This window comes from Paenibacillus mendelii, from assembly GCF_024498075.1.
GTDB classification, from domain to species: domain Bacteria; phylum Bacillota; class Bacilli; order Paenibacillales; family Paenibacillaceae; genus Paenibacillus_Z; species Paenibacillus_Z mendelii.
In genome coordinates, this window is sequence record NZ_JANHOF010000026.1 from 1 (window position 1) to 12,728 (window position 12,728).

The 12,728-nt window shown below is 51.0% G+C and carries 14 protein-coding genes and 1 rRNA gene; all 15 read right to left on the minus strand.

Translation table 11 applies throughout. The annotated features are described in order from the left end of the window. Nucleotides 1-254: ribosomal RNA gene (locus NNL21_RS33740) — 16S ribosomal RNA — on the minus strand; the annotation flags it as partial. 388 nt (nucleotides 255-642) lie between these two features. Beyond that, complete coding sequence (gene lysS / locus NNL21_RS33745; protein ID WP_373567631.1) at nucleotides 643-2,148, minus strand: lysine--tRNA ligase; 1,506 nt, start codon at nucleotides 2,146-2,148, stop codon at nucleotides 643-645. A gap of 214 nt (nucleotides 2,149-2,362) precedes the next feature. Beyond that, on the minus strand, nucleotides 2,363-2,839 hold the full coding sequence (gene greA, locus NNL21_RS33750) for a transcription elongation factor GreA (protein WP_204822628.1): 477 nt from the start codon (nucleotides 2,837-2,839) through the stop codon (nucleotides 2,363-2,365). 268 nt (nucleotides 2,840-3,107) lie between these two features. Further along, nucleotides 3,108-4,139 (minus strand): tRNA dihydrouridine synthase DusB, encoded by a 1,032-nt coding sequence (gene dusB / locus NNL21_RS33755; protein WP_204822627.1) that lies wholly within the window; start codon nucleotides 4,137-4,139, stop codon nucleotides 3,108-3,110. Between the two features lie 105 nt (nucleotides 4,140-4,244). Beyond that, on the minus strand, nucleotides 4,245-4,460 hold the full coding sequence (locus tag NNL21_RS33760) for a helix-turn-helix domain-containing protein (protein WP_204822626.1): 216 nt from the start codon (nucleotides 4,458-4,460) through the stop codon (nucleotides 4,245-4,247). Continuing rightward, complete coding sequence (gene folK, locus NNL21_RS33765; protein WP_204822625.1) at nucleotides 4,412-4,969, minus strand: 2-amino-4-hydroxy-6-hydroxymethyldihydropteridine diphosphokinase; 558 nt, start codon at nucleotides 4,967-4,969, stop codon at nucleotides 4,412-4,414. The genes NNL21_RS33760 and folK overlap by 49 nt, the downstream gene beginning before the upstream one ends. Next, nucleotides 4,970-5,335 carry a dihydroneopterin aldolase gene (folB, locus tag NNL21_RS33770; protein ID WP_204822624.1) on the minus strand — a complete coding sequence of 122 codons (366 nt, stop codon included), beginning with the start codon at nucleotides 5,333-5,335 and terminating at the stop codon, nucleotides 4,970-4,972. A 47-nt stretch (nucleotides 5,336-5,382) separates the two neighbouring features. Then, entirely contained in the window at nucleotides 5,383-6,237 is an 855-nt protein-coding gene (folP, locus tag NNL21_RS33775) for a dihydropteroate synthase (RefSeq protein ID WP_373567632.1), read from the minus strand. 46 nt (nucleotides 6,238-6,283) lie between these two features. Then, entirely contained in the window at nucleotides 6,284-7,186 is a 903-nt protein-coding gene (locus NNL21_RS33780) for an aminotransferase class IV (RefSeq protein WP_204822623.1), read from the minus strand. Further along, nucleotides 7,183-7,764: an aminodeoxychorismate/anthranilate synthase component II gene (pabA, locus tag NNL21_RS33785; RefSeq protein ID WP_204822622.1), complete on the minus strand. Its 582-nt coding sequence runs from the start codon at nucleotides 7,762-7,764 to the stop codon at nucleotides 7,183-7,185. Before pabA ends, NNL21_RS33780 begins: the two co-directional genes overlap by 4 nt. Nucleotides 7,765-7,951: 187 nt before the next feature. Next, nucleotides 7,952-9,526 (minus strand): anthranilate synthase component I family protein, encoded by a 1,575-nt coding sequence (locus NNL21_RS33790; protein ID WP_204822621.1) that lies wholly within the window; start codon nucleotides 9,524-9,526, stop codon nucleotides 7,952-7,954. Nucleotides 9,527-9,528: 2 nt separating this feature from the next. Continuing rightward, nucleotides 9,529-9,660 (minus strand): hypothetical protein, encoded by a 132-nt coding sequence (locus tag NNL21_RS33795; RefSeq protein ID WP_256555664.1) that lies wholly within the window; start codon nucleotides 9,658-9,660, stop codon nucleotides 9,529-9,531. Between the two features lie 101 nt (nucleotides 9,661-9,761). After that, nucleotides 9,762-10,700, minus strand: a complete 939-nt coding sequence (cysK, locus tag NNL21_RS33800; RefSeq protein WP_204822620.1) for a cysteine synthase A — start codon at nucleotides 10,698-10,700, stop codon at nucleotides 9,762-9,764. A gap of 106 nt (nucleotides 10,701-10,806) precedes the next feature. Continuing rightward, complete coding sequence (locus NNL21_RS33805; protein ID WP_204822619.1) at nucleotides 10,807-11,760, minus strand: peptidyl-prolyl cis-trans isomerase; 954 nt, start codon at nucleotides 11,758-11,760, stop codon at nucleotides 10,807-10,809. Nucleotides 11,761-11,775: 15 nt separating this feature from the next. Continuing rightward, entirely contained in the window at nucleotides 11,776-12,669 is an 894-nt protein-coding gene (hslO, locus tag NNL21_RS33810; protein WP_204822618.1) for an Hsp33 family molecular chaperone HslO, read from the minus strand. Nucleotides 12,670-12,728 lie beyond the last annotated feature (59 nt).

Genomic DNA, 12,728 nt, shown 5'->3' on the forward strand with positions numbered 1-12,728 from the left:
ATGCGCCGCAGGTCCATCTACAAGTGGCAGATTGCTCCGCCTTTCCCAATTCCCTCATGCGAGGAAATTGCGTATCCGGTATTAGCATTCGTTTCCGAATGTTATCCCAGTCTTGTAGGCAGGTTACCTACGTGTTACTCACCCGTCCGCCGCTAACTCCATTGAAAGCAAGCTTTCAATGAAATTCGCTCGACTTGCATGTATTAGGCACGCCGCCAGCGTTCGTCCTGAGCCAGGATCAAACTCTCCATAAAAGTGCGATCCGAAAATCGACTATTGAGATAAGCTTGTTAGCTCATTACTTGTTAAATCTTTGCTTGACAGGTCGCTCATTGTTCAGTTTTCAAAGAACAAATACTCGTTTGTTTCTTTCGTTTGTCGTGCCTCTCAGCGGCGACTTAAATAAGATACCATATATGAAACTAGTATTGCAAGCTTTTTTTATATATTTGTTTCAACTTAATTTTTACACATAAATCACTATGGTTTAAACAGCTTGTTTATCGGCTTATTGGCATCTCTACAAGGATGCTATTTATAAAGCGTGACTGCTCTTATATGTGCTGCACATTATACCCTTAGACTCGCATGTAATAAAAAGAACCGTTATGGAGCGAGCGCCCCTTAACGGTTCTTGCCTTCTTATTCTCCTCCACGATCCCGCATGTGTGGGAACAAAAGCACGTCGCGAATCGATGGCTGATTCGTAAGCAGCATGACCAGACGGTCGATACCGATACCCAGACCGCCTGTAGGCGGCATTCCGTATTCAAGAGCGCGGATGAAGTCCTCGTCCATCTCATGGGCCTCATCATTGCCCTGCTCACGTTCCAATAGCTGGGACTCGAAACGCTGACGCTGGTCGATCGGATCATTGAGCTCCGTAAATGCGTTCGCATGCTCACGGGCAACGATAAACAGCTCAAACCGGTCCGTAAACCGCGGATCGCTGTCATTCTTCTTGGCCAGCGGCGAAATCTCAACCGGATGTCCCGTCACGAACGTCGGCTGGATCAGCTTCTCTTCCACAAACTCTTCGAAGAAAGCGTTGAGGATATGACCGAATGTCATATGCGGCTCAACCTTCACATTATGTTCTTTGGCGATGCGATGGGCCTCTTCGTTGCTCATTTGCACACCAAAGTCTACACCTGTCGTTTCTTTGACCACATCTACCATCGAGACACGGCGCCATGCCGGAGTTAAATCCACCTCTTGCCCCTGGTATTCGATCTTCGTGCTTCCAAGCACTTCCAGCGCAATATGTGCAACTAATGATTCTGTGAGTGCCATAATATCTTTATAGTCGGCATACGCCTCGTACAACTCAATCATCGTAAATTCCGGGTTATGCCGCGTGGAGATGCCTTCATTCCGATATACGCGCCCGATCTCGTATACTTTCTCCATCCCGCCGACGATTAACCGCTTCAAGTGAAGCTCGATGGCAATCCGCATATGAAGCTGCATATCCAGTGCATTGTGATGCGTAATGAAAGGACGTGCGGCTGCACCTCCAGCTATGGAATGCAGTGTTGGGGTTTCCACCTCCAAATAGCCTAGTGAATCCAGGTGACGTCTCATGGATTGAATAATCCGCGAACGCAGAATGAAGGTTTGCTGTACGTCCGGATTAACGATCAGATCGACGTACCGCTGACGGTAACGAAGCTCGACATCTTTAAGTCCATGATATTTATCAGGAAGCGGCAGCAGCGATTTGGAAAGTACCATTATTTCTTCTGCCTTAATGGAGGTCTCGCCGGTATTCGTCTTAAACACCACACCGCGCACCCCGATGATGTCCCCGATGTCGAGTAAATCGAATGCCTCGTATTGTGTCTCAGGTACCGTGTCTTTACGTGCGTAGATTTGAATTTTGCCGGTCAAATCCTGGATATGGGCAAAGCTCGCCTTGCCCATGCCGCGTTTTTGCATAATCCGGCCTGCGACTGCGACCTGAACATTCTGTTCATGCAGATCTTCCTTCGACGTATTCTCGAAGGCATCCACGATTTGTTTGGCCGAATGCGACCGCTCGAACTTCCCTCCGAAGGGATCAATGCCCAGTCCGCGCAGCTCGTCCAGCTTGTCCCTGCGAATTTTTAGCAACTCACTTAATTCTTGTTCTTGCGACTGATGCTCCACAACCGTCAACTCCTAAAGGTTTTCTGTATGATCCACGATTATCCCCCTATACTGCCGAGACTCCCGTTTTAGAAACACACATCTATTGGATAACTAAAGTGACATACGTGCGTCTAGTCTTCACGCGGCTATTCCCTTGCAATAAGGTTGCCCAAGGACCTTAAATGATGAAAAAGCTTCCAGAGGGAAGCTTTCGCAAAGGCAGGTCTGGGTCTTACTTTCTGATGTCGACAATTTTATATTGGATAATGCCGGCAGGTACATTGACTTCGACAACCGTGCCTTTCTTCTTGCCGAGAATCGCTTTGCCAACCGGACTTTCATTCGAAATCTTGTTTTGCAGCGGATCAGATTCAGCCGTACCTACGATCGCATATTCCATCGTATCGCCATACTCTAAATCTTCAACGACTACAATTGCACCGATACTCACTGTATCCGTGTCGATATCATCATTGTTGATGATTCGCGCGTTGCGCAGCATTTTTTCCAGCGTAATGACACGGCCTTCGATGAATGCCTGCTCATTCTTAGCATCCTCATACTCCGAGTTCTCGCTAATATCGCCATAACCAATTGCAACCTTAATCCGTTCGGCTACCTCGCGGCGCTTAACGGACTTCAAATTCTCCAGCTCATCTTCAAGCTTTCTGAGCCCTTCCTGCGTCAGAATAATCTCTTTATCGCCCATCTTTCCTAATCTCCTGTCGTGTGATATTTTTTCATACCACGTATGAATTCACTGTTACTTTATCTATTGCGTTCAACAGCATTGATGACATACCGCGCAGATCCAGTTGTATAGAAGGTGTAAAGTCTAGATGGTTCAATCATCATATTCTGATTATTGAAAGATTATATTTCAAATTTGCCCCAAATGTCAACGAAGCGGTCATCTGCTGAAAACGCTTTACCCGTTCTTACGACAGGAGCGACCTGCAAAGCAAGTCGCAACCTTGTTAACCGTAGGCCACTTCTTCCGGCTCCGATGCCTGCGCCGCTACCGGCACTTCGCTCTCTTCACCGAGGGAGGCAATATATTGTTCCAAAATATCGACCATGTTGTCGCGGCTCGTTTCTTCCATGATGACGTCTTTAATGCGCGCTGCTCCGGGCAGGCCTTTGAGATACCAGGCAAGATGCTTGCGCATTTCACGTACGGCGACCGCTTCGCCTTTGAGCTTGGCAAGCCGATCCATATGGAGAATGGCAACTTCCATCTTCTTGCGCGGCGTCGGATCCGACAGGAGCTCACCATGTGTAAGGTAGTGAACCGTGCGGAACAGCACCCACGGATTGCCTAACGCACCGCGGCCGATCATCACGCCGTCACAACCGGTATGGTCGAGCATACGCTGGGCATCTTCTGGCGCAATGACGTCGCCGTTGCCGATGACTGGAATTTTTACTGCTTGTTTAACATCCCTTATAATATCCCAATTCGCCTTACCGGTATACAATTGTTCCCGCGTCCGTCCATGAACACTGACCGCACTGCCGCCCGCGCGCTCAACGGCCTGGGCGTTCTCTACCGCGTACACATGCTCGCTGTCCCAACCAATCCGCATCTTTACTGTTACAGGCTTGTCGACAGCCTCAACGACGGCAGAAACCATCTCGTAAATTTTGTTCGGATCGAGCAGCCATCTCGCACCTGCGTCGCATTTAATGATTTTGGGCGCCGGACAACCCATATTGATGTCGATAATGTCAGCATTTGTCTGTTTATCGACAACTTTCGCCGCTTCCACTAGCGATTCTCGGTCACCGCCGAAAATTTGCAGACTGAGCGGTTTTTCCCGTTCATCCACGTACAGCATCTCGAGAGTCCGTTTATTTCCGTGCAGGATTGCTTTGTCACTAACCATTTCTGCGCATACGAGTCCGCAGCCAAATTCTTTGGCTATCAGCCGAAAAGCCGGGTTGCACACACCTGCCATGGGGGCAAGCACAACCCTATTTTTCATCTCAATGTTACCAATCTTGAGCATGACGCTCCTCACTTCCTTCCGATTCCTATGCGAGGGCGTCCGCTAATATGCGTTGATCTGGCGGTCTAGCACGCCACGCCCCTGCTTTCTTGTATCGTTATTTGTTTAGTTTCGTTTATAGGTTTCCGTCAGTTCTTCATAGCTGATACCAAGCGTCTCCGAGATGCGTTCCAGCAGCTTAGGGTCCGGTTTTCGTGTTCCCCGCTCCAAGGAGCCGAGGACGGCTACGGAAATCTCCAGCCGCTCCGCCAACTGCTGCTGCGTGTAGCCCTTCAGCTTTCTGAAGGCGCGGACGCGTCCTGCCAATTGATCGTATTCCATAACGCGATGCCTTCCCCTCCATCCTGTAACGCACGGTTCGCCGCTTGCGAGGCCTGTTCCTGAAGTGAATGCTTAGGATGCAGTACGTCACGAAGCGGAACAAGCACAAATGCACGCTCCATCATACGCGGATGGGGCAGTATCAATTCATCCTCTTCCATTCGCACATCTTCGTAGAGCAGCAAATCCAAATCAATCGTACGGGGACCGAAGCGAACATCCCGCTTCCGACCGAGCTGCTGCTCGATCAGGAGCATCGCACGCAATAAAGGCATCGGCTCCAAAGTCGTCTCCAGTGCCGCGGCCATATTCAAAAAAGAGGATTGGTCCGTATATCCGACTGGATCGGTCTCATACACGTTCGATACACGAAGCACATCGATCGACGCATGCTCCTGAAGCAAACGGAGTGCTTCTCGCAGCATCTGTTCCCGGTCTCCCATGTTGGATCCGAGCGCGATGTAAGCCTGCGAAGTTGTCTGCGGTGAAGCTTCCATTCCGCTACTCATCTATGCTTCCCGCTTTCTGCTAAGTTCCACCGTGACCCCGTCAAAATGAATATCGAACGGCGGGTTAGGCTTCGTTACGCGGACCGTCACTTCGTTTACACTAGTATAAGCGTCGAACAGCCGTGATGCAATATGACCGGCTAAAGCCTCAATCAGTTTGAATGGCGGCCCTTCAACGATGAATTTAACGAGCGCATGAACCTCCGCATAATTGATGGTTGCTTCAAGTTCATCATTCTCCGCGGCTTGCGTCAAATCTAGACGCAAATCGACATCGACTATAAATTTCTGCCCTAGCTTGTTTTCTTCTGGAAATACCCCATGGTAACCGAAGAAGCTCATCCCTTTGAGCATCATTAAATCCATACTCTAACTCCTCCTCACTTGGTTTTATATAGACTTAAGGATGAATCTCATCGATAAATAATGGCATCTGCCACTAAAGCATTCTGTTTCATCTCTTGTATGTCGTGGACGCGGACAATCTGGCAGCCTTGTGCAATACCGAGCGTAACGGTCGCAGCCGTACCGTAAGTGATTTGATCAACAGGCAGCTGCAGCGTATCGCGAATGAACTTCTTGCGGGATGTCCCCAGCAGCACGGGGTAGCCCATCTCGGCGATTTGATTCAAGTGGGCCATTAAGTGCCTGTTGTCTTCCGTAGTCTTGGCAAAGCCAATACCCGGATCAAGCCAGATGGATGCATCCGCAATGCCAGCCTCTTGTGCGATTCGGATACTTTCCTCAAGGTCCGCAATTACATCCGGCACAAGCTCGTTATAATTCCGGGCAGGTCGATTGTGGCTGAGAATGACCGGACAGCCAAATTGCGCGGCGATGGCCGCCATCTGGACATCCCCCTTCAATCCCCATATATCGTTTATGATGTGTGCGCCCGCTTCCAAGGCTTGCCGCGCTGTCTCTGCTTTGTAGGTGTCAATAGACAGCGGTACATGAGGCAGCGCCTCGCGAACGGCACGGATAACCGGTATTACGCGCTGCAATTCTTCTTCGAGTGGAACAGCCTCACTGCCGGGCCGCGTCGATTCGCCTCCAATGTCAATGATGTCTGCGCCTGCATTCACCATTTCACGGGCGTGTTCGACGGCAGACGCGATAGTGCGATTGCGTCCCCCATCTGAGAAGGAATCCGGCGTCGTATTCAAAATTCCCATAATGAGCGTATGTTGACCCAGCTCGAGCGTAACGCCCTCAGCTAAATTGTAATAACGCTGATACGGTGCGTTCTTCATATTTGATGCTAACATAACTGTGCCCCCTTCCTTAGTGGTAGTTATTGTCGCCGTTCTTCATCTATTCGTCCGGGAAGCTGGAGGCGATCCCCGCTTGATCTCGGTAAGCCGCTAACAGACGCAAGGTAACAGGCCCTGCAGTGCCGTTCCCAACCATGATTGTTTGCCCATTGACACTGCGGAGCGACGTCACGGGCACAAGCTCCTGTATCGAATTCGTTACCCAGGCTTCCTCTGCTTGAATCAAGTCCTCCCAGCCGTAGAAATCCTCAATGACAGGCATGGTTAGATCAGCCGACCGTGCAAGCTCCATGACATACTGGCGGGTAATTCCAGGCAAAATCCCCGTCTCCAGCGACGGCGTACAGACGATGCCATTACGCACAAAAAACAGGTTGCTGACAATTCCCTCAGCCAGCCAGCCCTCACGGGTGAGCATAAGCCCTTCTGCTCCCGGAGCCGCACCACTTCCCAGTAATTCACGCTTGGCCATAATATTATTCATGTAATGAAGGGATTTGAACCGGGTATTCCCCTCTGGGGTGTTGCGGCATGTCTTTAAGAGCACCAGCTCTTTGCCTTCACGGTACAGCCGCTCGCTTGGCTCTGGGAGCGCCTTGATGAGAAGCACGACGTTGGGTTCAGCGTAATCCTCCTGCGGCAATCCCAGTCCGGCCTCGCCTGCTGTCACCGTCAGTCGTACATAAGCCTCCCGGAGACCATTGGCTTCCATCAGCCGGGCAAGCCATTCATGAATGGCATCCGCATCTGCTTGATAGCCGATTCCCAGCTCAAGACAGCCTGCCCTAAGCCGTTCCAGATGGCGCTCCAACAGCCAAGGCTTGCCGCCATACGTGCGGAATGTCTCGAATAATCCCATTCCATATAAAAAACCGTGATCGTAGACTGAGATCACGGTTTCCTCCGCTCGTTTGATTAATCCATTCCAGCCAACGAAGGTCATTGTGCCGCTCCTACCCGTTTAGCCAAGAAATTACGAAGCAGCGTCAAACCATGCTCGGTGATAATCGATTCCGGATGAAATTGTACGCCCTCGATCAAGTATTCCTTGTGCCGCAAACCCATAATCTCGCCTTCCGCTGTCTCCGCGCTTATTTCCAAGCAATCCGGCAGCGTCTCTCTCTTCACAATTAGTGAATGATAGCGAGTGGCCGTAAATGGGGATGGAATGCCCGCAAAGATCGATTTGCCGTCATGAAAAATCTCAGAGGTCTTCCCATGCATCAGCTTCTCAGCTCGAACAACATCACCGCCGAAAGCTTGTCCGATCGATTGATGCCCCAAGCACACGCCGAAGATCGGAATTTCCCCTTTGAAGCGTTCGATCAACGATAGGCTGATTCCCGCTTCATTCGGGCTGCACGGGCCTGGAGAGATTAGAATATGGTCAGGAGCGAGCGCTGCAATCCCTTCGAGGTCAATTTCATCGTTGCGTTTGACGATGATTTGTTCGCCAAGCTCACCTAAGTACTGTACTAAGTTATACGTGAACGAATCATAATTATCAATGACCAGAATCATGTAAAACCCTCCTAAAAGTTTTGTGGAATCATCGCTTCCGAAGAAGCGAAATGGAACAAAACTTACTTCGAAAGCATAAGCTTAGTTTTTGCGCGGCTTCGCCCGACTTTCTCGAGCATAAACTAGACTTCCTAAGCATCCGTTCCGTATAGCCGTACTTTTAGTTCCGAAGATATGAACCGGGTTGCTATCCCAGCTGCGGCTTGCGGCCGGTAGCTCCCGCCGACTGCTCGCTATATTGAATGGCCTTCCACAACGCCTTCGCTTTATTCAGCGATTCGTAGTATTCACGTTCCGGATCAGAGTCGATGACGATTCCCGCTCCCGCTTGAATGTGAACCATCCCGTCTTTAACGGTCATCGTTCTAATAATAATATTAAATTCCATATCCCCGTTATAGTCAATCCAACCAAGCGACCCTGTGTAGGTTCCCCGCCTTACCGGCTCTAGTTCTTCGATGATCTCCATGGTCCGCACTTTGGGCGCGCCGGTTATCGTCCCTCCCGGAAACTTCGCTGCGATAACATCATAGGCATCCTTGTCTTCCGCCAGAATGCCTTCTACCTGCGAAACGAGATGCATGACATGGCTGTAATACTCCACGACCATGAGCTCCTTCACATTCACCGAGCCATAGGCCGCGATTCGGCCGAGGTCATTGCGTTCGAGATCGACGAGCATAATGTGCTCCGCCCGCTCCTTCTCATTGGACAGCAGCTCCTCAGCCAAGCTGCGATCCTCCTCCTCCGTCCGGCCTCTTCGCCGTGTGCCTGCAATCGGCCTCGCTGCAAGCTTACCATCACGAAGCTCGACCAGCAGCTCCGGCGATGCGGACACCAGCTGAAAATCAGGACAACGCAGAAAACCCATGTACGGTGAAGGATTGAACAGCCTCAGCCATTCATAAAGCTCCTCCGGCGGCGTTACAACCTCGCGGCTCTGACGGAGCGACAAATTCACCTGAAAGACATCGCCCTGCGTGATATATTCACGAATCCGTTGAACCGCATCCATAAACGCTTGCTTCGAGAAAGGGGAGGATATCCCGTCTATCGCTTCAACATCAATATGAAGCGATCCATTCTGGATAAATCCCGCTCGATCTATGGAGCTCACTTGCACATCGTCGCCAGCAAGTTTCCCGGTAAACGCCGTCCACGCTCGCATCATTCGTTCGGCGCGTTTGTATGCCTTACCGTATTCGTCCTTCAGCAATGCTTCTGCAGCGTCCGGCGATATCGGCATATGAACCGCACAATACAGCTCCTGCTCCTTATGATCAATGATCCACAGCTCGTCCATGCGGAGAAACAAATAATCAGGCAGGTCCAGATCGTCGCTCGCCATCTCTGGAATCCGTTCAATAGACCGGATAACATCGTAGCTCCAGTAGCCCGCACATCCTCCTGTGAACTTGGGCGCACCTGGTACATGCGGTGATCTTTGGTTCCCCATCCAAGCACGTACCGTGTCGAGCGGGCTCCCGTTATAGGATGTGCTCTTCCCCGTTCTGCAGTCCGTACTCTCGGCATCCGCCCCTTTACCCCTGATGATGCTCTCCGGTTCCAATCCCAAATACGTATACTGTCCATCCTTACCGCTCTCGAGAACGAAAGCATAGGGCGAGGCTTCTTGCCATGCTCTCTCCCAGGTATCCGGCCGGCCTTCTCCGCTTGCGAGCTTACGCTTAAGAAGCAGAGGTAACGTCGTATATCCTTGTTCCTGCCATTGCAGCCATTCCTTAAAGGCTGTCTGAGCCATGTTCAGCCCTCCGCTTGTCCACCCGACTTCTTCCACACGATAAGAAGCAGATCCGACGCTCCATTTTTCAAGCTAGTATACCGAATCGTCGGCAAAAAGAAAAGAGCTGTCTTGCACGCTTTCATCTCACCCATTCGACAGGCTCCGGCACGCTTGAGGAAAGAAAAGTAAGAAGGGACTCCCTCGCTTAAGAGGAAGTCCCGGTCAGCCGCCTTAGGCAGGCAGCATCGCTATATTAGTTATCGAAATTGAACAGCGGCGTGGACAGGTAGCGCTCACCGTTGGAAGGAACGATCACTACGATACGCTTTCCTTTACCGAGCTCTTTGGCCACTTTCAATGCGGCATAAATCGCAGCGCCTGAAGAAATCCCGCACAGGATGCCTTCTTCTTTGGCTGCTTGACGAGCCGTTTCGAATGCTTCTTCATTCTCAATCGTGATGACGCCGTCATAAATTTCACGGTTCAAGATATCCGGGATGAAGTTTGCGCCGATACCTTGAATTTTATGAGGGCCTGGGCCGCCGCCTGACAGCAATGGAGATGCTGCAGGTTCTACCGCATAGATTTTAATACCCGGGAAGTTCTCTTTCAGCACTTCGCCTGCACCGCTAATCGTGCCGCCCGTACCGATCCCTGCAATGAATGCATCCAGCTTGCCATCGAGCGAGTTGATCGCTTCCACGATTTCCGGTCCAGTCGTCTCGCGGTGTACCTTCACGTTCGCTTCATTCTTAAATTGCTGTGGAATAAAGTAGGACGGGTTTTCCTTCTGCAGCTCTTCCGCACGTCGAACCGCACCGTTCATGCCTTCCGATCCCGGTGTCAACACAAGCTCAGCACCGTATGCACGAAGCAAGTTGCGGCGCTCGATACTCATCGTTTCCGGCATAACCAGAATCGCTTTGTAGCCTTTTGCGGCAGCTACCATGGCAAGACCAATTCCCGTGTTGCCGCTCGTTGGTTCAACAATGGTATCGCCTGGCTTAATACGGCCTTCCTGCTCTGCAACTTCAATCATGCTGATGGCAATCCGGTCTTTTACGCTTGCACCTGGATTTTGGTATTCCAGTTTCAAGTAAATTTCAGCGCTATCTTCCGGCACGAGGCGGTTCAAACGAACAAGCGGCGTATCGCCGATAAGTTCAGTTACATTTTGGACAATTTTAGCCATGAAAAAGCAAGCCCCCTTATTCCGACTAATTCAGTTGGTATTGTATATATCTTAACAATGTCCACCAGTCGTTGTCAATAGATAGTTTTGGCTCCTGTAAAGATTTTCATGACGTCGGCGTTATCGTTGCATTATATTTCTTAAGCAGCGCGTCCTCAATGCTCTGAAGGGAGTCCGCCTTCGACAGTGCCAGCTGTTTACGCGCAATTTCTCGTATCTGACTAGCGTCCAATAGCTTCGATTCCTGCTTTTCCAGCAGTTGTATGACAGCCTGTCCGTCTTGAACGGGAACGGGTCCGGCCATCTCGCCGATATCCAGCTCCTCCGCCGCTGACAGCACGTCACTCTCGAAGAAAGGATCATCGGCGTCGACTAAGCCCAGATCGCCTCCGTCATCAGCTGTATCCTGATCGATCGAATACGTTCTGGCCATCAGCGCAAAGTCTTCCCCTGCAGTCAGCTTCTTCAATACATCATTTGCCTCCCGCTTGTTCTCGGATACGATCCATGCCAGCCGGTATCGGGTTTGCGGGGCAAACTCGGCTTTGTTGGCTTCTATATAGTCATCCACCTCAGCATCTGTAACATGAATCGGACGTATGGCGATTTTCTCCAGAAGGAGGCGATATTCCGTATCTGCACGAATGGCCTCCGGGGTCAGACCAAGCTGGTCCTTCATTGCAGTATAATAATGCTCTTGATCCTCATAACCAGCCATCATGGCATCAAGCTCCTCTTGCAGCTCGGCTGGCTCGATCACAAGCCCGGAAGCCGCGGCTTCCAGCCGTATGGCGGCACGTACCATTAAAGTACGCAGCATGGCATCGCCATATTGGAGCCGAAGCTGCTCCTCGAGATCCGCTGTTAGAACCGGATCTCCACCAACGGTAGCCGCAACTAACCGAGCATGACTGCCCGGCTCACCGCCATCGTCTTTATCGTTATCTGCTGGCGGGCTGTCGGCGGGGGACAGCACCCTTGTTATGACAACGACGGTTAATACGATCATACAAACGGCCTGAAGCATCACAACGCTTCTCAATACCCGGTCCTTCTTCATTATGCCAACCTCCGACTATCGCATCGGTTTCGGCTTCGCTTGATCGAGCAGCAGTTCTAGCTGTGGGCGGTCAAACACATACGTTTCGTTGCAGAAATGGCATACAACCTCAGCGCGTCCGTCATCTTCGATTAACTGGTTTAATTCATGCTCCCCCATGCTGATGAGCGTCTTCTCGACCCGTTCGTGCGAGCATTTGCATTGAAATACAATGTCTAGTGTATCCATTAGCTGTAAATCATCGCCGACAAGCCGTCTAAGCACTCCCTCCGGCGTTTCACCTTGACCGAGCAGCGTAGTCACGGACGGCATGACTGCTACGGCTTGCTCCAGCCTTGTAATTTCTTCATCGGTTACACCAGGCATTAGCTGAACAATGAAACCGCCAGCATGAAGGACCGATCCATCCGTATCGACAAGCACACCTAGTCCGACAACGGAAGGCGTCTGCTCCGATGTGGCAAAATAGTACGTAAAGTCCTCGGCAAGCTCTCCTGAAATAATCGGAATACTGCCCCGATAGGGTTCCTTCAGACCAAGGTCTTTAATGATGTGGATGTAGCCGCTGCGTCCAACTGCGCCCGCAACATCAAGCTTTCCCTGCGCATTGCTGGACAGCTGTACCTCTGGGTTATCCACATAGCCTCGCACTTCGCCGTGTGCATTCGCGTCGATGACGATTTGCCCGGCTGGCCCATCGCCTTTAACCTGAATCGTTATTTTCTCTTCACCCTTCAGCATAGCTCCCATCATAGCTCCTGCCGCTGCCGTTCGCCCAAGCGCAGCGGTCGTAGTCGGGTACGTGTCATGACGACGACGGAGCTCATCGACAAGCTGCGTGCTCCGGACAGCGAATACACGGATTTTTCCACCCCATGCCGTTCCGCGCACCAGTATATCCTTATCCAATGTTAATTCCCTCCTTATGATTAAACAGCTTCGGCTGTCTAACAGAAATCAGACAGCCG

Bases quoted from the DNA above. Each gene is read 5' to 3' on its own strand.
- greA (WP_204822628.1), bottom strand. From the start codon at position 2,839: ATGGGCGATAAAGAGATTATTCTGACGCAGGAAGGGCTCAGAAAGCTT.
- NNL21_RS33805 (WP_204822619.1), bottom strand. From the start codon at position 11,760: ATGAAGAAGGACCGGGTATTGAGAAGCGTTGTGATGCTTCAGGCCGTT.
- dusB (WP_204822627.1), bottom strand. From the start codon at position 4,139: ATGCTCAAGATTGGTAACATTGAGATGAAAAATAGGGTTGTGCTTGCC.
- NNL21_RS33790 (WP_204822621.1), bottom strand. From the start codon at position 9,526: ATGGCTCAGACAGCCTTTAAGGAATGGCTGCAATGGCAGGAACAAGGA.
- folP (WP_373567632.1), bottom strand. From the start codon at position 6,237: ATGTTAGCATCAAATATGAAGAACGCACCGTATCAGCGTTATTACAAT.
- folB (WP_204822624.1), bottom strand. From the start codon at position 5,335: ATGGATTTAATGATGCTCAAAGGGATGAGCTTCTTCGGTTACCATGGG.
- NNL21_RS33780 (WP_204822623.1), bottom strand. From the start codon at position 7,186: ATGACCTTCGTTGGCTGGAATGGATTAATCAAACGAGCGGAGGAAACC.
- pabA (WP_204822622.1), bottom strand. From the start codon at position 7,764: ATGATTCTGGTCATTGATAATTATGATTCGTTCACGTATAACTTAGTA.
- NNL21_RS33760 (WP_204822626.1), bottom strand. From the start codon at position 4,460: ATGGAATACGATCAATTGGCAGGACGCGTCCGCGCCTTCAGAAAGCTG.
- cysK (WP_204822620.1), bottom strand. From the start codon at position 10,700: ATGGCTAAAATTGTCCAAAATGTAACTGAACTTATCGGCGATACGCCG.
- folK (WP_204822625.1), bottom strand. From the start codon at position 4,969: ATGAGTAGCGGAATGGAAGCTTCACCGCAGACAACTTCGCAGGCTTAC.
- NNL21_RS33795 (WP_256555664.1), bottom strand. From the start codon at position 9,660: ATGGGTGAGATGAAAGCGTGCAAGACAGCTCTTTTCTTTTTGCCGACG.